Raw genomic sequence first — 23,290 nt, forward strand, 5'->3', positions numbered from 1 at the left:
TTACACAAAAAATTTGACACTCCCTTAAATCCCGGGCACTGCGGCAAAGAACGTGCTAAACTTCGAATAAACTTAGACTTTGGTAAGGAAAATGACTTAAGGTTGCGTTATCGTTAATTTAGTAGACTATGATTCTAGTTAATGTTGGGTGTTACCTGTGGCTATTATGGATTTCGCCTGTTGTGGGGATCATCGCCTTGCCGGGTGATGCAAATCAACCGTGACGCTATGGGCGGACGCCCGGAGCCACAGAGCGGTCTCCAGGCTTGCTTTGAACCTCAAAATTCGAGTTTCAAAGACACCAATTCTTTCTCATGGCTTGGTCGATTTGCCTCGCCCTTGCGGCTCACATAGCGGTTTACCGTGACGGTGAGGTTAGCGGCGATAGGCAGGTGTCCATTGTTAGTCTTGACTAAGGGTCTAGTGTTAACTGATTCTGAATGAAATTGACTAGAATTTTAAAAGTTAGGCTAAATAATAGCAGCATGTGTCTTGATGACCATGAGTTCATGGTACGCTTAGACCAGATTAGCATTAAGTGCTAGGTGAGACTGTTAGCTTTTTCATCGTGAGGGCCACATCTGGCAAGACATTACGAAATTAATTATGTGATCTATTTTTGAAAAAAACTAAAGGAGGAATGCCCGTTGAGTACTACTGCTAAAGTGTTGGTCGTGGAAGATGAACGTGAATTATCCGCGGACATTGTCGAATTGATTAAACCGATTTGCGAAACAACCACTGCATTTGATGGTGAACAGGGTGAATTTTTGGCCAGCCAAGGGGTCTTTGACGCAATTATCTTAGACTTAATGCTACCTGGAGAGAGTGGGCTGGATCTTTTGCTACACATCCGTAATCAGGAGATTAAGACGCCCGTGCTCATCTTGACGGCTAAGGATACGATTGCTGATAAGTTGCGGGGCTTCAACGATGGGGCCGATGACTACGTAACCAAGCCGTTTCACCGTGAAGAACTGTTGGCTCGAGTAAAGGCCTTATTGAAGCGCACAGGCTATCTGAACAGCACCAATGTTATTAGTCTCGGTCAGCTGGAAATCAACACCAGTAAGCACTTAGCCACGTTTAAGGGGGAACCACTGATACTGAAGGGCCGTGAGTTCGATCTGTTGGCCTATTTGGTGGCGAACCCCGGCACGATTATCACGAAGGAACAGATCTTTAACCGGTTGTGGGGCTTCGATTCTGAGACCAGTCTCTCCGTTGTCGAGGTCTACATGAGTAACTTGCGAAAGGAGCTCAAGAATGCCGGCAGTGACCTGTCGTTACGGACGATCCGTAACGCGGGATACATTGTGGAGGCCCCCGATGAGCAATAAGGTGAATCGCGCCCAACAGTGGCGGTTGTTTATCAGTAATTTTATTGGATTCACCATTATCTTCGTTCTGCTGGGAATCATTGTTTTCGTGCTATTTCGCAACGCGATGCTGACCAGTACCGACCAAGCGTTACGCGTCGAACGGTCCTCCCGATTGGACGGTGGTCCGTTGGCGAAGAAGACAGTGGTCCAGGGCAAACAGCCCGGCAGTCGGGTTCCGGCTAGCAAGGCGATTCATCCGTTTATGACGACCACGCTGATTTTCGATGATCAGGGTGAAATCGCCAACCGCGATCAACTGGGGTCTCGCTATGAAACGCTGAGAAATATCACACTGGATAAGTCGCAGGTCGGCCAGTTACACACGATTCAGGTTGGCGGTAAGTATAATTTCCGGACGCTATTGGTTAAGGTGCCCAAACACAATTCGGATAGATTAGTTGCGGGGAAGTACCTGTTACTCATGGAAAATATCGATCCGCAGAAGGCAGCGATGAGTAATTTTACCCGCGTACTGCTGATCACAATGGGGATCTTCTGGTTGTTATCAATTTTGATGAGTATCTGGATGTCACGCCTGACTATGCGACCAATCTTGAAGTCGTGGGGTCGGCAGACGGAATTCGTGGGCAACGCGGCACATGAATTGCGGACGCCCCTGACCATCATTCAGAACAAATTAGAACTTTTACTGACGAAGCCCAACGATAAAATTATCGATCAGGCGGAAAATATTGCCATTGCCAATAGCGAGAGTCAGCGACTACAGAAGCTGACGCAGGATTTATTGGCCTTGGCCCGGTCGGACTCCAATACGCTGCAGACAAACTTTGAGAGTACGCCCGTAGCGTCATTCTTGCAGCAAACGGTGGAACCCTATACGGAGATTGCGGCTAGCCAGGGAAAGAACCTGGTCTTAGCACCGGTCGCGGATTTTCATGCGACGTTAGATCAGAACCTGGTTCATCAATTGTTAAACATTTTAATCGACAACGCTCTGAAGTATTCGCCCAAGGACAGTACGATTACGTTGTCGGCTAAGGTCGTCGGTCGCAAGTGGCAGTTGATTGTTGCCGATCAAGGAATCGGGGTCAATGAGACTGAACGGAAACGAATCTTTGACCGCTTCTATCGCGTCGACAGCTCGCGGAGCCGCCAAACCGGTGGCAATGGGTTGGGACTCTCAATTGCCCATTGGATTGTAAACCTGCACCACGGCAACATTGCGGTGAAGGCCAACGATCCGCAGGGCAGCCGGTTCATCACGACCTTGCCACTGAACCCGCCGGTCGGGTTGGGTGGTCACCGTGAGAAGCAGGCTTAACTGACCGAGTTTAAATGCTTAGAAAAATTGGGTTATTAAAATATCTTTTACCGATAATCAAGTAGGACTGCCGGTAAAAGATATTTTTTGAATCTAATCGTCACTTTTAAGTGGTGACATCCCAAAGAAGTGGAATGCTTAACGTTTAATCTGATTTACGGCGTTGAGCTGAATCCATCGGTGATAGCCATGAGGACTCTTGATTTGGACGTAAGTCACTTTCTTACCATTAATTTGTAGTTTAGCGCGCTTCATTAATCGCCACTTAGTTTTTGATTGCTTAGTAAATCCGACTTTATGCTTGAGTTTTATGTCATAAAAGTAGGCACGATGACGTTTTAAGTGGACAAATTGGACTTTCTTGATTTTTTTAACTGAGACTACTTTCACGACTTTTTTCTTTGTAGTCGGTTTGTGCGCAGGCTTAGCTGGTTTTGAGGCTTCAGGTCGTACTGGTTTTGTGTTATCGGGTTTTACTGGGGCTGGTGTACTTGGTGTCGAAGGAACAGATACACTTGGCGTTTTGGGAGCTGGGTAAGCCCGCTCTTCCTTGTCATTAGAAACTAGGTACTTTGATTTCAAAACTTCTTGTTGGTGCTTGGAGAAGTTCAAACCATTGACCAAGTAGTTTGGCATGTTCGTGTAGTAGGTGTTGATTTCACGGTAGTATTCTTTTAACCATGAGTATTGGACGTGGTGATTGTAGGTTTGAGAAAGCATAAAGTCCTTGGCGATGGTTTTAGTGTCCATCCCTAAAGCGGACATGATCAATACGGAACCAATGCCAGTACGGTCTTTACCAGAAGAACAGTGGAATAAGGTTGCACCGCTTTGGGTCAGTAAGCCGTTTAAGAACTTATTATAACCAGTGGTTGCCGATGCGCTGAATTCTAACTGATGATTGTAGAATCCAGCGTCTCCAGGTTTGTTCTTGTTAGGAACAAAGTCGCCGTTGGCATCGGTGTTGAGTCCTGCACCAGCGAATTCACCTAAAATTGAAATATTCTCCCAATAGGTGCCCGGGATGACCTTGTCCGTTTTGCTTTTTACTTGTCCTTTAGTTCGCATATCAATGATGTGCCGGACATTGTGATTTTGCAAGATTTTGATGTCATCGGCTGAAAGGCCGGATAGGTTAGCGGATCGTAATAAACGGTTGGCCTTGATTTTCCATTTGCCATCGGCAGTGACGTAGCCACCTAGGTCTCGAGTATTATCGTTACTTTCACTACTTTTAGGATTTTGTAACTTACTACTGCTTAACTTGATTCGAGAACCAGGTTCGCCAATTGCTGGTTCAGCCGGTACATCAAATGTTGTAGGAATACCGGTTGGCATTTTACTAGGGTCAATCGATGCAACTGGTGGCTTGTGTTTGCTAGGTGCTGTTGGTGCTGGAGCGGGTGTTGGGGTTGGTTTAGCGGTACTGTTTCCGTTGTTGCTCGTATCGGTAGCGGGTTTATCGGTTACGGTTGAGGCTTGGTCGTTAAGCCGTGCTGTATTGGCTAGAGCTGAAGCAACTGGTGCACCGGCGCTAACCAAAGTTAAAGTCAACATAGCTAAACTCAATGACTGTCTTAATCTATGATTCATGAAAACCCTCCGAAAAAATAAAATTTAAGTACAATAACTAGCGTAAGGGTTTTATGTATATTTATGATTAGCGTTGTGTATAGTTTTGGTAAATAATAAATTTTTATTTTTATGAAAACGCTATTTGTAAGTAGTGGGTAATACCTTATTATTCCATATGTGAGATTGCCTCGCTTTTAATGAAGCACTATTGTCTTAGGTTGATAAAATTTCTGACAACCGCAGGCGACTACACGTAGCCTTCCGACCAACAAACATAGACCAATTTTAGATGATTGGCGGGTAGAACTGTTTTAATCGGCTCATTTCTATGGTAAGATTTGATTCAATAGGACTTTAAAGTCAGCGCATAAGGAGCTTTTGAAGAGATGTTAACAATCCGTGATATTGCCGCTAAGGCGGGCGTTTCGGTTTCCACAGCCTCCCGGGCATTGAATAACAATCCACGTATCAGCGCCGCTACCCGGAAACGGATTCAGGCGTTAGCCGCAGCCGAGGGCTACCGGCCCAATTATAATGCCAAGAACCTCACGTCTGGCGAGGCTAATGCGGTGGGCGTCGTGTTTCCCACGTCCGACCGTAACTCAACAGATAACCCGTTCTATATCGACATTTTACGGGGAATCAACACCGAACTGATGAAGCGCCAGTACGTTCTGTCCGTGGCCATCAGCAAGACGGCCGATGCGCTGTTAGAGAACGTGAAATCCATGGTGGCTCAGGGGAAGATCAAGCGGTTCGTGTTGCTTTATGTGGACCAGAATGACCCCGTGGCGGCTTTCCTGCGTGACAAGCATCTCCATTTTGTGACCATTGGGGAACCAGTCGATGGCACACATGATTATTTCGTGGATAACGACAACTTGGAAGCGGGGATCGGTGGGGCGGCCTACCTCCTAGACCAATTGGCTGTGAAACATCCTGTGTTCGTCGAGTCCGGGCACGATTGGGGCTATGAAAGACAACGACGCCAAGGGTACGAACGGGTAGCCGCTCAGTTCAACGTGGAGCCGCTGACCTGCAAGCTCAGTGATATTGAGTACGCGCAGTCGTTTATTAAGCATCACCCCGAAATTGATGGGATCATGGCAACTGATGACTTCAATGCCATCGAGTTTTACCGCTTGGTGCGTGAACAGGTCGCTGTCAGTCATTTCCCGGTGGTCAGCTACAACCACTCGTTACCAGCTGGTCTGACGGATGCCGACCTGCACTCCGTCAATCTATTCCCCGAGAAGATGGGGTCCGCTACGGTCAGCCTGTTGTTTGGCGATCGGCAGACTGGGGATGCCAGTGCCGCTAAGCAAATCAGAATTCCGTATGAAATTAAATAAAAAATTAGGGTCCGGTTTGCGGGAGAAAAATCCCACAACCGGGCCTTTTTTAACTGTCAGGTGTGAAAAAGTGCACGAATAAACTTTTGCGCAAACGGTTGCATTTAGATGTAAGCGGTGCCATAATGAACTCACGCGATAAGTAATTACTTAGCAATTATTAAAATTGAAATTAACCTGAGGAGGTTTTTGGATCATGGCAGACGAATCATTATCGGCCGAAGAAGCCAAGAAACATAACGGTTTACCGACATTATCAGCCAGTACCATTTGGATGATCAACTTTGGATACTTGGGGGTACAAACCGCCTTCACCTTGCAAAGTTCTCAAATGAGTCGGATATTCCAAACGATTGGGGCCGACCCGAATAGTTTGGGGTGGTTCTTCATTTTACCACCATTAGCTGGGATGATCGTGCAACCGATTGTCGGGTACTATTCCGACAGAACTTGGGCGCCTAAGTTGGGTGGTCGGCGGTTACCTTATCTCTTGTTAGGGACCATCGTGGCTGTCATCGTCATGTGCCTGTTGCCGAACTCCGGGAGTATGGGCTTTGGATATGCGTCATTAGCCGCCTTGCTCTTCGGGGCCATCACCGTGGCCTTCCTGGATTTGTCCTCTAACGTTGCCATGCAGCCATTCAAGATGATGGTTGGGGATATGGTCAACGATGACCAGAAGAGTTATGCCTACGGGATTCAAAGTTTCTTATCCAACACGGGTGCCGTGTTAGCTGCGATCTTACCCTTCCTGTTCGCGGCGATTGGCCTAGCCAATACTGCTGCCAAAGGGGTTGTGCCTGCTACGGTTACGGTAGCCTTCTACGTTGGGGCAATTCTGTTAGTCATCACGAGTCTATTCACCATTTTCCGGGTCAAAGAATACGATCCAGATACCTACGCCAAGTACCATGGGATTTCCAAAGAAGATAACGCAACCGGTGGGAACTGGTGGACGTTATTGAAGTCGGCTCCTAAGATTTTCTGGACGGTTACCTTAGTTCAATTCTTCTGCTGGGTGGCCTTCCAATACCTCTGGACTTACTCCGCTGGGGCCATTGCTTCTAACGTTTGGCACACCACCAACGCTGCATCTGCTGGTTACCAAGCTGCCGGGAACTGGTACGGGGTCTTAGCCGCCGTGCAATCTATTGCCGCCGTTGTCTGGTCATACGTCTTAGCTAAGTTACCAAACAGTGTTCACAAGTTAGGTTATGCTGGGAGCTTAGGTTTAGGTGCCCTCGGGTTCATTTCCGTCTTCTTCGTCCACAACCAGTACGCGTTGATTATTTCCTTTATCCTCGTGGGGATTGCTTGGGCGGCCATGAACACTTACCCACTGACGATGGTTACCAACGCCTTATCTGGTGCGCACATGGGGACTTACTTGGGCCTGTTCAACGGTTCAATCTGTTTGCCACAAATCGTGGCTTCCTTAGCCAGCTTCGCGTTGTTCCCATTGTTTGGGCACGCCCAGGCCAACATGTTCCTGTTAGCAGGGATCATCATGGCCATTGGTGCCTTGTCCGTCTTCACCATCAAGGAAACTTATCGCGCTTAGTTTCGCTAGAAAGTCTGCGTCAATTTCTGTAAAGTTAAGACTTAATCTATAAAATAACGATGAAACAAACTCGAAATGATAAAAGGAGAAATGACACGATGAAACGAATTTTTGAGGTACAACCGTGGAACGTCATCACCCATACCTTTGACCCCAAAGACAAACGCCTCCAGGAATCCATGACCAGTATCGGAAATGGCTACATGGGAATGCGTGGCGACTTTGAAGAAGGCTACAGCGGCGATTCGCTTCAAGGAATCTACTTGGGTGGTGTCTGGTATCCAGACAAGACCCGGGTCGGCTGGTGGAAGAACGGCTATCCCAAGTACTTTGGGAAGGTCGTCAATGCCGTCAACTTCATCAAGCTTCCCGTTGAACTTAATGGGGAAGCGGTCGATTTGGCGAAAGACACGATTTCTGACTTTACCCTCGATCTCGACCTGCACCGCTCCGTGTTGACCCGTTCCTTTACGGTTGAACGTGGCGACGTCCGTGTCGCTTTGAAATTCGAACGGTTCTTGAGTGTCAGTCAACAAGAACTCTCCGCCCAAAAGGTGACGGTGAAGAACCTGGGGGCCACGGCAGTTGACATCACCTTGAAACCCAGCATCGATGCCGATGTAATGAACGAAGAAGCCAATTACGACGAGCGTTTCTGGGACGTCCTGGCCACCGACCAACGGGCCGACCGAGGGAGTATCGTCGCTAAGACTACGCCGAATCCATTTGGCACGCCGCGGTTTACCTCTGGGATGGAAATGCGCGTCGTGACGGCCCTTAACAATGTCGCCGTGACCCAACCAAACGATAAGGAAGTCATGACCGCCTACACGGGCAGCCTCGTTCCCAATGCATCAGCAGAATTAGAAAAGCGCGTGATCGTTGTGACCTCACGGGACTACGATTCGCAAGAAAAATTAACCCAGGCCATGCACGACCTGAGTGACAAGGTCGCTGGCGAAAGCTACGCGGACTTGTTAGCCGCCCACACCAAGATCTGGGCCGACCGCTGGGAAAAGTCTGACGTTGAAATTAGTGGGGATGACGCCTCGCAACAGGGGATTCGCTTCAACCTGTTCCAGTTGTTCTCCACTTACTATGGTGAGGATTCTCGCTTGAATATTGGACCTAAGGGCTTCACTGGTGAAAAGTACGGTGGCGCGACTTACTGGGATACCGAAGCCTTCGCTGTTCCCGTTTACTTGGGGATCACCAATCCTGAAGTGACCCGGAACCTCCTGATGTACCGCTATAAGCAACTCGATGGCGCCTACATCAACGCCCAGGAACAGGGGCTCAAGGGAGCCTTATTCCCAATGGTGACGTTCGACGGGATCGAGTGTCATAACGAATGGGAAATCACCTTTGAAGAAATTCACCGGAACGGGGACATTGCCTTTGCCATCTACAACTACACCCGTTACACCGGCGACACCTCCTACGTCCTACACGAAGGGGCCAAGGTCCTCTCTGAAATATCTCGTTTCTGGGCCGACCGGGTTCACTTCAGCAAGCGCAACGGCCAGTACATGATCCACGGGGTCACCGGTGCCGATGAATATGAAAACAACGTTGACAACAACTGGGATACCAACCTCCTGGCACAGTGGACGTTGAAGTATACCCTGGAAGTCTTGGATCAGGTTGATGCCGCAACGGCCAAGAAGCTCAACGTTTCCGCTGCCGAAAAGAAGCAGTGGCAAGATATCGTGGACCGGATGTACTTGCCTTACGATAAGGACTTGAACATTTTCGTTCAACACGATGGCTTCCTCGATAAGGATATCGAGCCCGTTAGCGCGATTCCAGCCGATCAACGGCCGATCAACCAACACTGGTCTTGGGATAAGATCTTGCGGTCACCGTACATCAAGCAGGGGGATGTGCTGCAAGGTGTCTGGGACTTCATCGATGACTTTACACCGGAACAGAAGAAGGCTAACTTTGACTTCTATGAACCATTGACGGTTCACGAATCCAGTCTGTCTCCAGCCATTCACGCTGTGTTGGCTGCCGACCTGGGATACGAAGATAAAGCGGTCGAACTCTACGAACGGACGGCGCGGTTGGACTTGGACAACTACAACAATGACACTACGGATGGCCTGCATATCACGGCCATGACCGGTGGCTGGATTGCCGTTGTGCAAGGCTTCGCCGGCATGCGTGTTCGTGATGGTCAACTCCACTATGCACCATTCTTGCCAAAGAACTGGACGAGTTATTCCTTCCGGCAAGTCTTCCGTGGTCGCTTGGTTGAGGTTACGGTCGATGGTCAGGGTGCTCACTTCAAGTTACTCAGCGGTGAACCGTTGACGATTGACGTGGCCGGTAAATCAGTGGAAGTGAAATAAGTTTAAAAATTAGTTACCGTCGCTGGTTAACGCCTGATATGGTTGCAATGTAACCTTTGCGTGGCAAGCGTGTCGGAACGTGATTGGGCTGACAGACTAGTTTTAAAAATAACTGCTGATGGATGAAGTCACATGAAAGCCGTCCAGCCCACGGATCGTTGTGTGGCCTCGAAATCAGTAGTTGCGAAGGCAGATTCCAAGGTTCTCACCTCATGTTATTAAATTGAAATCTGAACTTCCAAAAAATCACCATTTTTAGTGCCGGTGAGCACTAGAAATGGTGATTTTTTAGACTATTTAGAAGTCCTGCGGGAGGTTCTCTTGTTGCTGGGCCTTGGTTTTGGCGAGGGGGGCATTGTCTTGCCAGTAGGTCAGCCATTCACCATTCATGGTCAAGCTCTCCAACTCTAACTGGTTGTCGCTGAGCAGATCTTGTTCTAGGCGTGATTTGAAAGTGGTGATCAGGTCCTGGATGGCTTGTAAATTCTGTGCAAGATCATTGCCATCTAAGGCTGCCATTTTGTCGTGAAACTCGCGGCGTAGGCCGTCCTCAATGTCGCGGAGCTTGCGTTCGTTTGTGCGGGCCAGCTTGGGTTGATTGTTGGCGTCAAAAGCCATGGCTGGGCTGATACCAACGAATTGGACGTTGATTTTGGGTGTGTCGATACCGTAGGGGGTCTGGCCGGCGTTGCCGAACACGTCAAATTCCCGGATGACCGTTAAGACTTCTGTCATGGTAAAAACTCCTTTGTTGTGTTTGATGTTTTCAGTTTAGAGCATACGAAAACCCACGTCAAACGAAGCCGCGGGCAGGGTTGACGTGGGTTGTATGGTTTTTGTTTTGGATTTGGATGAGGCTGCAAGCGATTGAGGGGGAGAAAGTTAAGTGTCTCTTGTTCGGCGATTGTTGATAATGGTCGGACGGGGTGGGGGCGTTGGACTTTCTCTTGCCTTGATATCCGGAGACTTGCGGCCTTTGAAACGTGTTCAGTCGGGCAGGGCCTTCCGCTTAGAAATCTAAGTTCTCCTGGCTGGCGATTGTTGATAATGGCTGGACGGGTTTGGGTCGTTGGGCTTTCTCCTTGCCTTGATATCCGGAGACTTGCGGCCTCTGAAACGTGTTCAGTTGGGCAGGTCCCTGCGCTTAACCCAGCTAAGCACCGGCTCGGTTCCACCGAGCGGGCACTTAGCTACGTTAATGCTCAGGACCTACCGCCCGCCTTCACACTCTGGTCTGAAACGAGTTCCGCAAGCCAGATTCTTCCGCTTAGCAAAATAAGTGACTCCTGCCCGGCGAGGCCGAACAGAAGCCCCTTATTTCCCTAATGCTCAGAGTCTAACCGGTTTGCTCCACTCTCTTACCAGCTAGCCTTCCTGACGCCTGGAATCTTTCCTTCGTGGGCGAGTTGGCGGAAGTTAAGCCGCGACATCCCGAATTTTCGCATGTAAGCGTGTGGCCGGCCATCTAAGTGGTCGCGGTGGTGAATCCGGACTGGTGAGGCATTCCGGGGGAGCAAGGCCAATGCGGCGTAGTCACCGGCAGCCTTTAATTCTGCACGTTGGTCAGCGTACTTTGCGACCGTTGCTTCAATCTTTTTTTCTTTTGCAATCTTTGATTTTTTAGCCATGAATTAAGGAATCTCCTTCTATCTAATTAGTAATGATTACGTTTTGCCAGCATACCATGATGCCGCTGAGGCTGTCAACGATTTTGCTCATTAACCCATTGGGCGCTAAAACGATTGTGCTTCTCGCGCTCGTGGCGGTATGGTACACTACGACTAGCGTAAAAACGCCTCACTACCGACGGGTAGCGGGGCGTTTCTAACACTTCTAGTACTTAACTTCATATGAGATTTGGTAAGTCTTGGTCTCACCAGCAGGTACGGACACGTCCCCAAAGTTTGGATGGTGTGGCGTATCGGACAAGGTTTGTGCTTCCAGAGCAACCCCCATGTAAGGTTGACCGGCACCGGTGGCTAACTTCATGTCAGAGGTGAAGGAGTTGGCCGTGAAGACGACCAGACCATTCCGGCTAGACTTGATGGTCACGGAGCGCTTGGATTGTGGATCGCTTAATTCAGCAATCTTATTGTCCTCGCCCGGTTCAACGTGGAACAAGTCATCGAACCCTTTTTCGTTAGTCCCTTGCATCCCGCGGATAGCTTCGCCTAAGTTCTGACCCTTGCTGAAGTCAAATGGCGTGCCAGCGTTTTGGATAAAGTTCCCCGTAGGAATCTTTTCACTAGTAACTTCCAAGTGTTCCTTGGCGTTGATCTGTAACGTTTGGCCGGAGATCAATTGGTCGTCACTCAGGTTGAAGTAAACGTGTAACGTTGGGTTGAAGAGGGTCAGAGCCGTTGAGTTGGACTCAAACTTCAAGTTAACGCGATCGTTGTTGTCGAGAGAATAGATCATCTTGGCGGTCATATCGCCAGGGAAGGAGTCATCGCTGGATTTGAAGGTGTGGCTCAGGATAATCTTGGCTTCGTTTTCGTCGGAGTCATCGATTTCGCCATCCCAGTTAACGGTGTTAAAGCCATGAGGGCCACCGTGAAGGTTCGTATCCTTACCTTCGTTGGTGTCGACCTTGTAAGTCTTACCACCCATTTCGAAGGTACCGCCGCCTAAACGACCACCGATCCGGCCAATCCCCATGCAGACGTAAAACGGATTGGACAGGTAATCTTCCATTTTATGGTAAGATAACACCAAGTTCTTGTCACCCTTATCAGTTGGTACGGATAACGTATGTAGCGTTGCCCCCCAGCTTAGAATGCCGAGTTTGACGCCGTTCTTATTTTCAATCGTATATTCGGTGACAGCCTGATTCTGGTAAGTATCCCATTTCGTCGTAGCAGTTTTCATGAGCAAGTCCTCGATTTCTATAGATTAAAGCGTTTTCATTTCTGGCTCTATTCTATATTTTTATCCGTACAATTGTCAAATATAGTTGGGACGAAAACCACTAAACGGGTAACCTTTTTTGACCGCCAACGAGATAAAGCCCGCAACTACGGCAGTCTCGGCCGGCGTAACTTTATGCGGATAATTTTTAAAAATTGCAGTTTATCATAACAAATGTTAATCGACATAGATATAACTTGTACGCAATTAAAATAACTGGCATAATGGTTTAGTTTAGGGGGGAACGCATTGACTCTTAAATGGCATTGGTTACCAACGATCGCTGTTGGCGGCTGGCTCAGCTATCGTTGGGTGAGTCGGTTAGCCGTTGCGCCACAACCACTGATGCGGCGACGAACGGATGTGACCTATTCGGCCGTGCCAACGCTCCTGATTCCTGGATGGGGTGGTCACGCGTGGACGTATAATGGTCTATTGCGCTGGTTGGCACAACAGGGATACGGTCACAAGGTCTTGACGGTTCGCGTTGATTGGCACGGGGGCCTCCATTTTGCTGGTGACTGGTCGGTCACGGCGACTAACCCACTGATCCAAGTGTTGTTTGATCATAGCCTGACACGTGACTATCAACCACAGGTTAAATGGCTTACGGCAATTTTGGCGGCACTGAAGGCCCGCTATGGTGTAACAGCATACAACGCTGTGGCCCATTCTTGGGGTGGCAGTGCGGCGGTCCACAGTCTGGTGCTACACGGCCACCGCGCGGATTTGCCACAGCTGCGCCGATTGATTTTGCTGGGAGCGCCAGTTGATGAGGGGAAAGCGGGCGGCCCCGCTGATATGGCCTATGAGCGGCTGAGAGCCGCACAATACCGTTTGCCGGTAACTTATCAGAGCGCCGTGATTAACGTCTATGGGACACTCTCAGGTCGTCTTACGGATGGTTCAGTTCCCGTGTACCAGGTGACGGCGTTACGACCGATCTTGGCGGATAGCGCGGTGACCTACCGAGAAGTACACGTACCAGAGACGAGTCACGGTCAATTGCACGCTTCACGGAGAATGTGGCGGCTGATTGTCAGGTTGATTTGGGGCCAGATACCAAAATAACCGCCGACCTGATTTAGGTCAACGGTTAAAAGTTTAGCTTACTTTAAACTTCACCTGCTAAAATAGAATCGATGACATCGAGAACGCCATCGTGATCATTATCAGCGGGCGTAATGAGGTCGGCCACAGCTTTAACGGTGTCCGTCCCGTTCTGCATGGCAACGCCTAAACCGACGTGGGCCAGCATGTCGCGGTCATTGTCGTTATCACCGAATGCGGCAATCTCAGCCGGGGTGATGTTCCAGGACTTCGCCAGTTGGGTCACCCCAACGGCTTTATTCATGTGAGCCGCCACGATATCGATACTACCAAAGCCGCTAGCCATGGCATTGATTTGGCCAGGGAATCGGTGATTCAGCCGATCCGCTAAGTGTTGAATCGTGTCGTTTGGCCACTCGCCATTGATTTTATAGATGGTATCTTCGACTTGGGTAAGATCGTCGACCAGAACGATGTTATTGAAGAAGTAGGCCTGAGATGTGGGATCACTCGGGTGGTCGCGCCGGTTAATGTAAGTACCGTGCGCACCGGATAGGCGTAAAACCTGTGGACGAAGCGTGTCATCGGCGAGAATGGCGGCCACAATCTGATGAACGGTTGGTGTGGGGATAATATCTTCAAACAGCGTTCGTCCGTGATCCACAATCAAACCGCCGTTTTCAGCTACAAATGTCTGGACGGCCGGCGTTGGCGCGAAGACGCGGTGTAGGTGACCTAGGTGGTTGCCGCTAGCCACAACAAAGCGGATGCCAGCGGCTTCGAGTGCCGATAATTGGCGCGCAAAGCGGGGCTGGTTGTAGTGCCGATCCTGATTTAAGAAGGTTCCATCAACGTCGGTCGCAATCATTTTAATTCTTGTCATACCAAGCTCCTCATTCGTTTATTTTTTCTTAACTTTAATCATACGGGGTTCTGTTTCTGAATTCAATGTTCTAATCTGTAAGAAATATGACAAAATGATGGCGTATCACTAGTTTTTTCATTCGTAATGCTATAAACTATTAATGAATCGGTAACATAAAGGCTGAAAATGAGGGTTATAATAAATGGTTAGCGGGTAAGAATAGTAACATCTTTTTACCGTGCACACTTGGTAACCCTCAACTGGAAAGGAAGAAAGCAAAAAATGACGCAAACTAACGAATTAAACCAATCCTTGGAATGGTTTTCCCAACTCCAAAAGATTATGCGGCCAGTAACAACGATTAAAACGGAGGAAATCACGATTTCCTTGGAACAATTCAACCTGTTACATGCTATCACGACTCAGCGTGAAGAATTTACCCCAACGCGATTTGCTGGCCAAATCGGTGTTTCCAAGTCAATGATCTCCGGTCAAATCTCACGGTTATTACGGGCTGGTTTAATTGAAAGTATCGCTTCAACGGTTGACCGTCGTCAACACAATCTGAAATTAACCCCAGATGGTGTTAAGGTCTACACGTCTGTTCGCGGCCAAGTAGTTAAACGCCTGAACGGTTTGCATGACGATATTGCCAAATTAATGTAATAAATTTAACTTAATTTACAATTGAAAAAGAAATCCCCTTTACGACTAGAATCTTTCAATCGTGTGACAATTTGGTTAAGATGACCCAACGCTTTAATGTCTTAGCTATAATGGAACTGTTGGAAGAATTTGGAACTGGAGGGGATTTTTTGAAATTACGGGTAAAACTCGGGTTGCTGGCCACGGTTGCAATGGGGGCAACCGTCCTAGGACTGGGCGGTGTTCCTGGAACACCACAAGTAAGCAATACCGTTGTAGCCCAGGCGGCGACGACAATCAATGCCAAGCATCAAGGAATGATTGGTGATGCCAAGACGGCGAACAATGAGGCTTTGCAAGATATGTTAGACAAGTGGGACAGCGATGATCTCACGGTGCATGTGCCGAAGGGCACCTACGTGTTTGATGCGGGGAATATCAAATTACACTCAAACATCACGTTCAAATTTGATAAAGGTGCCGTCTTCCGGATCACTTCAGGCAACCGGGTGAACTTTGTTTATCCAAGTCCCGAAGCGGGTTACGATGGCGGAATCAGTAACGTCAAGTGGGAAGGTGCCACGTTCCAAGGGGACAATACGGAAATGGGCCAAAGCGTCTTCACCCAGAGTGTCCACCATGCGACAAATATTTCGTTTGACAAGTGTGTCTTCGACAACGCCGAGTCACCAACTGGCCACTACATTGACCTCGACGGCAGTCATGATATCGACATCACCAACTCCGTCTTCACGGGTTTCAATGGATCACAAGATTTCAAGGAAGCTATCCAAGTCGACTATTCGAACGCCAAGGCAATGTCTTATAAGAATCCTGGCGATCAGTACGATAACCTCCCAACCTATGATGTCAGAGTCAATAAAAACCAATTCTTACCAGTCGCAAAGAAGTCTGGACAAGTCAAATCCTATGCACCTAATCCAATTGGTGAACACGCTGTGTACGCCCACGGTAAGGGCGGGATTATTCACAACGTATACTTCACCAACAACACAGTGGTCGATCCTAAGCCATTGATGGACGATGGTGTTGCAACGATCCACTTTAAAGGAATTTCTGATCTGTGGATTACGGGTAACAAGTTCATCAATGAACACGTTTTAGGTTCCGGGAATTACATTTACTTGTATAACGCTGAATCTGACTATAAGATGACGAACTTAAACATTGAAGATAATACGTTTACTAACGTCAATCCAACTAAGCAATATATTTTCTTGGATAGTGCGGATGCTGACAACCCTATGACGGGTGTTTCAATTACTGGGAACAAAGTCACTACCCAGAAGAAGGGTGCTTCCTTTGTGAAGAGTAACTTCGCGCTAACTGGCGATACGATTGACATCAGTAATAACACCATTAAGAAGGCCAAGAAGAAGAAAGTGGCGAAGAAACCAACGATTCCAACCACTTCGGTCAGCAATACTACGTCTCAGAAGCTGAAGAAGCGTAAGCAGACCAATAAGTCTGAAAAGTACTATGGTGGTCTGGCAACGCAACATGCACAGTTGTCATCTAAGTACAAGACGTATGCTGTATACAATCACATCAAGGGTCACAAGAACTGGAACATCTTGAAGTTCAATTGGAAGAGCATCAAGAACAAGCGGGTCTACATTGATATGCGGGCTAATGCAGATACGGGTAAGTGGTACCGGATTCGCTTTAGCAAGAGTGACAACGCCAAAAAGTACTGGATTCGTAAGGGTGCTTTGACGTTCGATACGTTCAAGAGTGAGAGCTACGACCGATCATTTAACTTAATGAAGGTCTATCCGGTCTACACGAAGCCATTCAATGATTCAATGCTGGCTAAGCAAAAAGGAACGACCGCGGATATTTCAGAACGGCGTGTTACCATTACACACCGGGTTAAGCGGACTGATTCCAATGGGAAGGTTTCAACTTACTACCAGATGGATAATGGTCTGTGGACGCGGGCATTAGCCTTTGATTTGGATTCATAACTTAATAAGATTATCGTTTTAGGAGGACACGGTCTCACCGATTTTGGTGGGTCGTGTCTTTTTTATTTTTTTGATTCAAATCAAGGACTTTTATCGATGAAAAATGGTACACTGTTTCCAACCTTTAAGAAATATGAACCAAAATGAGGCGTGAGGCTTTCATGAGGACTTGAAAAATGTAAGCCCTAACAAATTCATAAAAATTTCATTTTTCTATCCTAAAAAGGTTGGATTATCTTGGTAAGGTTACTGTAAGCCCGATTTAACGGGATTGCTGGTAAATCACCGGTTTGCGAGAATCTTGCGAAATTATTAAAAGGTGAGCTTAGCTGAGAGTAATGGGTTTCATCATTTCTCATTGTGGTGTACAATGAAAATATAAATTAGCACTCCGGCAAAAGAGTGCTAAACCTGGTACCTCATCGAAGAGAAGATAATTGGAGGGCGATTCTATGATTAAAATGTACTTTCATGCTAAGACTACTGCGGTAACGAAGGCCATGAAGTGGCTTGCTAACCACGACGCCATCTTTACTGCTCGCGACATTAAAAAACAACCTTTAACACGTGATGAAATTCTATACATGTTGTCCCTGACCGAAGATGGGACTGACGACCTGATCTCTACCCGTTCGAAGGCCTACAAGGCTTTACCCGACTCTGTGCAAGACATGGGGATGAATGAGCTCGTGGACCTCTTGCAAAAGAACCCAGGGATCTTAAAGAATCCGATCGTCGTTGACCGCAATAAGTTAGCGACCGGCTTCGATTTGGAAACCATCCGGGAATTTGTTCCTGCTGCATACCGGAAGAAGGAACTGGCTAGTTTCTTCAGAATCTTAAACGGTGGCAACAAGAATCTGGATGTCTCACCAGCATAGTAATGAACGCGTAAATAAAGGCTGCTACTCAATTGAGTGGCAGCTTTTTTGTGCAGTTTTCAAAGGCTTTATTCAGCCATGAATATGCTTGTTATGGCGTTCTGGCAGAGAAATTACTGAATTGATTACATCTTACGCGTAATTAGTAAGGGGTTATTTTTAGATTTTTGCAAAAAGTCATATATAGTTGACATATGGATAACACGCTTCTATACTGAAAATGTCATATATATCTAATATTTAAAAAGAGGTGACCTGCGTGAATCGTGTCAGAGAATTTCGGAAAGTTGCTGGTTTAACTCAGTATCAACTTGCCAAACAGGTGGCCGTTGCCCGTCAGACCATTAACTTAGTCGAAAATGATAAATATAATCCGTCACTTGATCTATGTATACGGTTAGCAAAGGCCCTTAATACGGATTTGAACCATTTGTTCTGGGAGGAGTGATTATTATGAAAAAGGGATAACGTTACGTGATCGAGTTGTAAAACACTTTTTCAATATTTCGGGGGATTTTGACGAATATAAACGTCAGGAAGTTAATCGTATTGGGACTAATGCACTATTGATGTGCATACCTGCGCTGTTATTACCACCACTCATCGCCATTTTTTGGGCAACTACTTCGCCTGAATACGCACTTCTCGGTATCATCTTATTCAATTCAATTTTTTTCGGGGTAGTCGTTTGTCCCTATCTCGCAATAGCTTGTCATCGTGCGCACCTTACAGACAATGAAGTTGACGCCAATGACATGCCAATGGCGTGGGGGCACGTTTTGAAATCAGCTCTGGGACAAGCTATTTACTTTGCAGTTTTCACGTACCTTTTAAAAGCTCTGCTCAACTGGTTCTTCGATGGTGATAATTTTGTCCAGCAATTAGTTTCATTAGGCAACATCAAGGGTTCTGTTCTGGGTGGAATCTTTTTCGGAGTGATAATGGGTATCACAAATTGGGGACGTCTAAAAAAGCAACTCTAATCTTTGAAAGAATAGAAGAACTTGCGCATGAAGAGAGATGTCTTCTAAAATCAAAAAAGCCGCGATTCACATCGCGACTTTCAAAACTTTCATTAACTTAACGTTGCTGGACGGGAGTAGCCGACCGTGTGCCACCAGGAAACGTTGGTGGCTTCAGTTACGACACCGCGTAATTGGGCGTCAATCATTTTATTGTTACCCAGGTAGATCCCACAGTGCGTGATGTTGTTGGTACTGGTCCCGAAGAAAATCAGGTCGCCCGGTTGCGCGTTCTTAGCGCTCACGTGGGTGTAGGCATCGTATTGCTGTTGTGCCGTACGAGGAAGTGTTTGGCCAATGGCCTTACTGTAGACGTACTTTGTGAAGCCGGAACAGTCAAACGCACTGGGACCGTTGGCACCGTATACGTAAGGCTTACCCAAGTAGTTTTGGGCCTGCTTATAAATGGAAGCGTAGGTGCCGTTACCGGCCGTTGCAGCGTTGGCGGTTGTGGTGTGGGCGTAGCTCTTCTTTTGCAGGTAGCCGTGCCAGATCCAACCGGACGCCGTCTTACGCCCATTTGTGACGTAGTAGTAGAGGTACTTCACGCCGTTCTTCTTGATGATGTAGCGCTTCTTGGTGGCGTGCCAAGTCGTGTTGGGATAGTTCTTTAAGTAGTGGGTCTTCTTGCCGAAAGTCATGTTGCTGGCAGTGCCACCCAGGTTATAAGTCCAACCGGTCGCGCTCTTGCGAACGTAGGACGTATCGGTCATCTTACTAGTGCTAACGATTGTGTTCGTGCTGTTGGCTTGAGCCGTTGTCGTGCCTAAACTGATTGCGGGAACCAGGGCAGCGGCAAAGGCAATTGCCAGTCCAATTTGTTTCATATGCATGATTGTTATCCATCCCTTATGTAAAATTGTCATCGCTTAAGTACATCTTCTAAGATAACCTAGAAGTTTTACAGGATGGTTACGCCCCAATATTATTGGCATTACGCTTTTGCCGACTAATGTAATATTACAAGGGTTGGATGATTCTATCGAAATAGTAATATCGATTGAGAGGCCGTAAAATCAAGCGCCCCTTTGTTTCTGAGTTATGGTAGACTATTGATAGTCTGAAAAATTATTGCGAAATTATAACAAGGTGGGTGTCATTTTATGAATGGATTTATAGGCGAGTTCTTCGGAACCCTGATTCTGATCCTGTTGGGGACCGGGACGGGTGCCGGAATCAACCTCAAAAAGTCTTATGCGACTGGCAGTGACTGGACGTTTGTCAGTATTGCGTGGGGGATGGCGGTGACCATGGGCGTCTACGTGGCTGGGATGCTCGGTTCCGATGGGCATTTGAATCCCGCGGTGACGATTGGTTTTGCTGCGTTCGGTTTCTTCCCGTGGGCAAACGTGTTGCCATACTTAGCTGGGCAGTTCTTGGGCGCTTTTGTAGGCGCTGCCATTGCCATTGCTCAGTTTTACCCACATTTCAAAGCAACGCCGAATGAGGCGGCTGGGAACAGCGTCGGCATCTTCGCAACGCGGCCGGCCATCAAAAGCCCCTTGTTTAATTTCATCTCCGAAATTGTGGCAACGTGGGCCTTCATCTTTATCCTTTTGAATATGGGCGACTTTACGCAGGGACTCAAGCCGTTCATCGTTGGTATTCTGATTATGACCATTGGGATGGGCTTAGGGAGTACCACCGGGTTCGCCATCAATCCGGCGCGTGATTGGAGCCCCCGGTTAGCTTATACGATTCTACCCGTACCCAACAAGAGTTCCGCTGAATGGAACTATGCGTGGGTGCCGATGTTTGGACCACTCTTAGGTGGTTTGTTAGCCGCTGGGTTGCAGGCTTGGATCAAGTAGCGTCTTAGCAATTTAATTTTAAAAAATACTACCGTAGCGGGTAGTATTTTTTTGTGATGACTTTTCCACATTTAAAATTATGTAACTTTAGCATTTTCGATGAAATAACATACGATTGTGGAGACTTAGAACGGCTTATCACTTGCTACAAAAGGAAAACTAGTGGGGATGAGGAATAACATTAGACAAATCAAACGATGTATCCACCTGTGAACTTTCACGTGTATATCCTAGCTATTTCTGATAATTCTGGTTATAATGAGGGTACCAAAGGGGTCGTACTTCTGGTGGGATGTGTAAATCTAAAATTGAATATGAATGCGGGATACTTTAGCTGAGCAATCATTAAGGAGGAACAACAATGACTAACTCACGGCATACCCCCCAACACGGTAAAACTTGGCTCTACACTGGTGTGATCACAGCCAGTCTGGGATTGGGTTTACTGGGGACGCAATCAGTGGCTGCCCATGCGGATACAGCTACTGACACGGACGCGAGTCGTCTAGCAACACCTGAGGTAACCCCTCAATCACAGGAAGTAACACTAAGAACCACGGCCAACGACCAGCCAATGACAACCGAAGTAACCCCCGATGTGCCGGTAGAGCCGGTCACGGACGTTACGACTACAGGGACTGAAGATATCGAGGATAGCATAGTTGAAGTGCCTGGAAATGAAAACGCTAACACAAACGGATCAGTAAACCCGGCAACTAGTGAACCAACGTCACCGCCGGCAGCACCAGCTGAAATCACGGAGACGCCAGCGATTACGCCACCACCAGCGGATACGGCTCAAGCGTTGCCTAAATCCGCCCGAGCTGCAGCGCCAGTCGCTTTGACGGTTAAGGCGACACCGCAAGTCAAGGCGGATATTGATCAGTGGATGCCTAACGAGACGCTGCAGAATTTGGTGTGGCAACAATTGAAGCGGGACAATAAGGATCGCACCTGGGCCAGCGCGAAGGACGTGACTCAGGAAGACATGTTGCTGCTGAAGTCGCTGAGTGCGCAGGCATTTGGTGTGTCTCTCTATATTGATGGGAAGACTGAATTTTCATTGGCGGGATTGCAATATGCGACAAATCTAGTTGAATTAGACCTCTATAACAGTTTGAATATTCATAACAACGCTTTTCGTGGTGATATTGTGGATATTAGTCCATTGCGGCATCTGGAAAACCTAGTCTCAATTCAACTGGGAAATAATCGAATTTCCGATATTAGTCCAGTTGCTGGTTTGACTAAGGTTAACAAGTTGCAAATTGGGAATAACTGTATTGCTGATTTATCTTCGTTGAAAGCGTCGCAATACACAAAAACCTTTAGTTACGATGCCCAAGTCGTTGAACAGTCGGTGGTTTACGTGAATAAGAAAACACGGACCTATACGATGACCAATCCGATGAAGGCACCACAAGGCGTGACTTTGACGGCGAGCGTGGGTGGTGATCGGACCGGGATTCCAATCTTTCCAATTGGGGTTCATGACCAGCCACAGGCTAAGGTCTACTACAATGGTGGGACTTCAAAATTGGTAGGTGACCAACTGGTTTACACCAATATCGTTGATCAGATAATGCCTGGACCAACGACCAGTCCGTTTGCCGGCTACGATGCTTATCCTAACGCGTACACGTACTTCCTGACCTCAACCTATATTGATAGCAACTCGGGTCGGGTCATCAACCTGTTTACGCCATACGTGATGGCCGATGAAGCTGAACCGGTCACGGTGAATTACGTGGATGAGAAAGGGACGGCTTTGAAAGCACCGGTGACATTGACCGGTATGATTGGTGAAAATTATGCGGCTGAGGCGGAAAGTTTTGAAGGGTACACGCTGACTAAGACGCCTACCAATGCCAGTGGAAAGTTTAGCGACAAGGCTATCACGGTGACCTTCGTCTACAAGAAGGATGGCGGTACTGTCACGCCACCAGTTGATCCACAGCCTGATACCACTGTCACGATTACCGTTCAGTTCCAAACGGCTGATGGGGTCAAAGTAGCGGCTGACCAGCTGCTGACTGGGAAAACCGGGGAGACCTATACGACTTCACCAGCTACCGTGGATGGAACGAAGTATGTCCTTGTTTCAACGCCAGGTAATGCCTCCGGAACGTTTGGAACCAGTGATGATACGATCACTTATATCTATGCAGAAATCGAGGATTCTGGTGACGGTGACGGGATAACGACCGAACCGGATGTTGATGAACCCGATGGTGAAGATGCTGATGATGGCCAAGTGACAGTTGATCGGCCGGATACGTCAACAGGTAGTCAGGGTGACCAGATCAGTGGTCACCCGACTGGAATAGCTAGCCAATCACCACAACAGCTAGCAATAAAACCAGATGGTCAAACTGCGACAACCCTACCGCAGACTGATGAACGGACAGTGTCTCCGGCCTGGGGCGTGGCGCTATTACTAAGCGTCCTTGGATTCCTAGGATTTAAGTCTCGGCGAAAAGATCGATAATAAAGTTTGAAGGAGAGGCCTCCAAGTGAGAGTCTCTTTTTTTCGGAAAATAACGGGTTGTGGCTCGGATAAAGTCAAGAGTCGCACTGAGAATGACAGACTTTATAATTAATAACATATATAACAA

Annotated in this window: 19 protein-coding genes; 13 read left to right on the forward strand and 6 right to left on the reverse strand. The window is 47.6% G+C overall.

All coding sequences use genetic code 11. The features are described 5' to 3' along the window. Window positions 1-647: 647 nt before the first annotated feature. Window positions 648-1,340, forward strand: coding sequence for a response regulator transcription factor (locus FD07_RS04160; RefSeq protein WP_020090387.1), 693 nt, complete (start codon window positions 648-650; stop codon window positions 1,338-1,340). After that, window positions 1,330-2,664, forward strand: coding sequence for a sensor histidine kinase (locus tag FD07_RS04165; RefSeq protein ID WP_020090386.1), 1,335 nt, complete (start codon window positions 1,330-1,332; stop codon window positions 2,662-2,664). Before FD07_RS04160 ends, FD07_RS04165 begins: the two co-directional genes overlap by 11 nt. Window positions 2,665-2,802: 138 nt before the next feature. Here the strand turns inward: FD07_RS04165 and FD07_RS04170 are convergent, their stop codons facing one another. After that, window positions 2,803-4,257, reverse strand: coding sequence for a tyrosine-protein phosphatase (locus FD07_RS04170; protein WP_081624612.1), 1,455 nt, complete (start codon window positions 4,255-4,257; stop codon window positions 2,803-2,805). Between the two features lie 368 nt (window positions 4,258-4,625). On the opposite strand from FD07_RS04170, the gene FD07_RS04175 reads away from it, so the two are divergent. The 3 genes from FD07_RS04175 to FD07_RS04185 all read left to right on the forward strand — a co-directional run bounded on the left by FD07_RS04175 (window position 4,626) and on the right by FD07_RS04185 (window position 9,506). Continuing rightward, window positions 4,626-5,591: a LacI family DNA-binding transcriptional regulator gene (locus FD07_RS04175; RefSeq protein WP_020090384.1), complete on the forward strand. Its 966-nt coding sequence runs from the start codon at window positions 4,626-4,628 to the stop codon at window positions 5,589-5,591. 196 nt (window positions 5,592-5,787) lie between these two features. Then, on the forward strand, window positions 5,788-7,152 hold the full coding sequence (locus FD07_RS04180; protein ID WP_020090383.1) for an SLC45 family MFS transporter: 1,365 nt from the start codon (window positions 5,788-5,790) through the stop codon (window positions 7,150-7,152). Between the two features lie 98 nt (window positions 7,153-7,250). Beyond that, window positions 7,251-9,506 carry a glycoside hydrolase family 65 protein gene (locus FD07_RS04185; protein WP_020090382.1) on the forward strand — a complete coding sequence of 752 codons (2,256 nt, stop codon included), beginning with the start codon at window positions 7,251-7,253 and terminating at the stop codon, window positions 9,504-9,506. Window positions 9,507-9,803: 297 nt separating this feature from the next. On the opposite strand, the gene FD07_RS04190 is transcribed toward FD07_RS04185, so the two are convergent. From FD07_RS04190 to FD07_RS04200, 3 genes are all read right to left on the reverse strand, one after another. Then, window positions 9,804-10,241, reverse strand: a complete 438-nt coding sequence (locus FD07_RS04190) for a hypothetical protein (protein ID WP_020090381.1) — start codon at window positions 10,239-10,241, stop codon at window positions 9,804-9,806. A gap of 623 nt (window positions 10,242-10,864) precedes the next feature. After that, on the reverse strand, window positions 10,865-11,134 hold the full coding sequence (gene rpsN / locus FD07_RS04195; protein WP_020088692.1) for a 30S ribosomal protein S14: 270 nt from the start codon (window positions 11,132-11,134) through the stop codon (window positions 10,865-10,867). Window positions 11,135-11,339: 205 nt separating this feature from the next. Continuing rightward, window positions 11,340-12,374 (reverse strand): aldose epimerase family protein, encoded by a 1,035-nt coding sequence (locus FD07_RS04200; RefSeq protein ID WP_020088693.1) that lies wholly within the window; start codon window positions 12,372-12,374, stop codon window positions 11,340-11,342. 288 nt (window positions 12,375-12,662) lie between these two features. Here FD07_RS04200 and FD07_RS04205 point away from each other — a divergent pair, with 288 nt between their 5' ends. Beyond that, entirely contained in the window at window positions 12,663-13,484 is an 822-nt protein-coding gene (locus FD07_RS04205; RefSeq protein ID WP_020088694.1) for an alpha/beta hydrolase, read from the forward strand. A gap of 43 nt (window positions 13,485-13,527) precedes the next feature. Here FD07_RS04205 and FD07_RS04210 read toward each other — a convergent pair whose 3' ends face one another. Next, window positions 13,528-14,346: a Cof-type HAD-IIB family hydrolase gene (locus FD07_RS04210; RefSeq protein WP_020088695.1), complete on the reverse strand. Its 819-nt coding sequence runs from the start codon at window positions 14,344-14,346 to the stop codon at window positions 13,528-13,530. 264 nt (window positions 14,347-14,610) lie between these two features. On the opposite strand from FD07_RS04210, the gene FD07_RS04215 reads away from it, so the two are divergent. From FD07_RS04215 to FD07_RS04235, 5 genes are all read left to right on the forward strand, one after another. Then, complete coding sequence (locus FD07_RS04215; protein ID WP_020088696.1) at window positions 14,611-14,994, forward strand: MarR family winged helix-turn-helix transcriptional regulator; 384 nt, start codon at window positions 14,611-14,613, stop codon at window positions 14,992-14,994. Between the two features lie 149 nt (window positions 14,995-15,143). Beyond that, window positions 15,144-16,961: a glycoside hydrolase family protein gene (locus FD07_RS04220; RefSeq protein ID WP_020088697.1), complete on the forward strand. Its 1,818-nt coding sequence runs from the start codon at window positions 15,144-15,146 to the stop codon at window positions 16,959-16,961. Window positions 16,962-17,413: 452 nt separating this feature from the next. Continuing rightward, window positions 17,414-17,842, forward strand: a complete 429-nt coding sequence (locus tag FD07_RS04225) for a Spx/MgsR family RNA polymerase-binding regulatory protein (protein WP_020088698.1) — start codon at window positions 17,414-17,416, stop codon at window positions 17,840-17,842. A gap of 259 nt (window positions 17,843-18,101) precedes the next feature. Continuing rightward, the gene (locus FD07_RS04230) at window positions 18,102-18,290 is read left to right on the forward strand and encodes a helix-turn-helix transcriptional regulator (RefSeq protein WP_020088699.1); all 189 of its coding nucleotides are present in this window, start codon (window positions 18,102-18,104) and stop codon (window positions 18,288-18,290) included. A gap of 16 nt (window positions 18,291-18,306) precedes the next feature. After that, a complete protein-coding gene (locus FD07_RS04235) occupies window positions 18,307-18,825 on the forward strand; it encodes a DUF3278 domain-containing protein (RefSeq protein ID WP_081624569.1) in 519 nt (172 codons plus the stop codon). Window positions 18,826-18,917: 92 nt separating this feature from the next. On the opposite strand, the gene FD07_RS04240 is transcribed toward FD07_RS04235, so the two are convergent. Next, on the reverse strand, window positions 18,918-19,697 hold the full coding sequence (locus tag FD07_RS04240) for a C40 family peptidase (protein WP_020088701.1): 780 nt from the start codon (window positions 19,695-19,697) through the stop codon (window positions 18,918-18,920). Between the two features lie 270 nt (window positions 19,698-19,967). On the opposite strand from FD07_RS04240, the gene FD07_RS04245 reads away from it, so the two are divergent. Together FD07_RS04245 and FD07_RS04250 are read left to right on the forward strand one after the other, a co-directional pair. Further along, window positions 19,968-20,675 (forward strand): MIP/aquaporin family protein, encoded by a 708-nt coding sequence (locus FD07_RS04245; RefSeq protein WP_020088702.1) that lies wholly within the window; start codon window positions 19,968-19,970, stop codon window positions 20,673-20,675. Window positions 20,676-21,036: 361 nt separating this feature from the next. Further along, entirely contained in the window at window positions 21,037-23,163 is a 2,127-nt protein-coding gene (locus FD07_RS04250) for a MucBP domain-containing protein (protein ID WP_020088703.1), read from the forward strand. The last annotated feature ends 127 nt before the right edge of the window (window positions 23,164-23,290 follow it).

It is taken from the genome of Levilactobacillus parabrevis ATCC 53295 (genome assembly GCF_001434055.1).
Classification (GTDB): Bacteria; Bacillota; Bacilli; order Lactobacillales; family Lactobacillaceae; genus Levilactobacillus; species Levilactobacillus parabrevis.

Excerpts from the sequence above, each read along its gene's own strand:
- FD07_RS04210 (WP_020088695.1), bottom strand. The coding sequence starts at position 14,346 with ATGACAAGAATTAAAATGATTGCGACCGACGTTGATGGAACCTTCTTA.
- FD07_RS04170 (WP_081624612.1), bottom strand. The coding sequence starts at position 4,257 with ATGAATCATAGATTAAGACAGTCATTGAGTTTAGCTATGTTGACTTTA.
- FD07_RS04190 (WP_020090381.1), bottom strand. The coding sequence starts at position 10,241 with ATGACAGAAGTCTTAACGGTCATCCGGGAATTTGACGTGTTCGGCAAC.
- FD07_RS04165 (WP_020090386.1), top strand. The coding sequence starts at position 1,330 with ATGAGCAATAAGGTGAATCGCGCCCAACAGTGGCGGTTGTTTATCAGT.
- FD07_RS04185 (WP_020090382.1), top strand. The coding sequence starts at position 7,251 with ATGAAACGAATTTTTGAGGTACAACCGTGGAACGTCATCACCCATACC.
- FD07_RS04180 (WP_020090383.1), top strand. The coding sequence starts at position 5,788 with ATGGCAGACGAATCATTATCGGCCGAAGAAGCCAAGAAACATAACGGT.
- FD07_RS04175 (WP_020090384.1), top strand. The coding sequence starts at position 4,626 with ATGTTAACAATCCGTGATATTGCCGCTAAGGCGGGCGTTTCGGTTTCC.
- FD07_RS04245 (WP_020088702.1), top strand. The coding sequence starts at position 19,968 with ATGAATGGATTTATAGGCGAGTTCTTCGGAACCCTGATTCTGATCCTG.
- FD07_RS04240 (WP_020088701.1), bottom strand. The coding sequence starts at position 19,697 with ATGCATATGAAACAAATTGGACTGGCAATTGCCTTTGCCGCTGCCCTG.
- FD07_RS04215 (WP_020088696.1), top strand. The coding sequence starts at position 14,611 with ATGACGCAAACTAACGAATTAAACCAATCCTTGGAATGGTTTTCCCAA.
- FD07_RS04225 (WP_020088698.1), top strand. The coding sequence starts at position 17,414 with ATGATTAAAATGTACTTTCATGCTAAGACTACTGCGGTAACGAAGGCC.
- FD07_RS04200 (WP_020088693.1), bottom strand. The coding sequence starts at position 12,374 with ATGAAAACTGCTACGACGAAATGGGATACTTACCAGAATCAGGCTGTC.
- rpsN (WP_020088692.1), bottom strand. The coding sequence starts at position 11,134 with ATGGCTAAAAAATCAAAGATTGCAAAAGAAAAAAAGATTGAAGCAACG.
- FD07_RS04250 (WP_020088703.1), top strand. The coding sequence starts at position 21,037 with ATGACTAACTCACGGCATACCCCCCAACACGGTAAAACTTGGCTCTAC.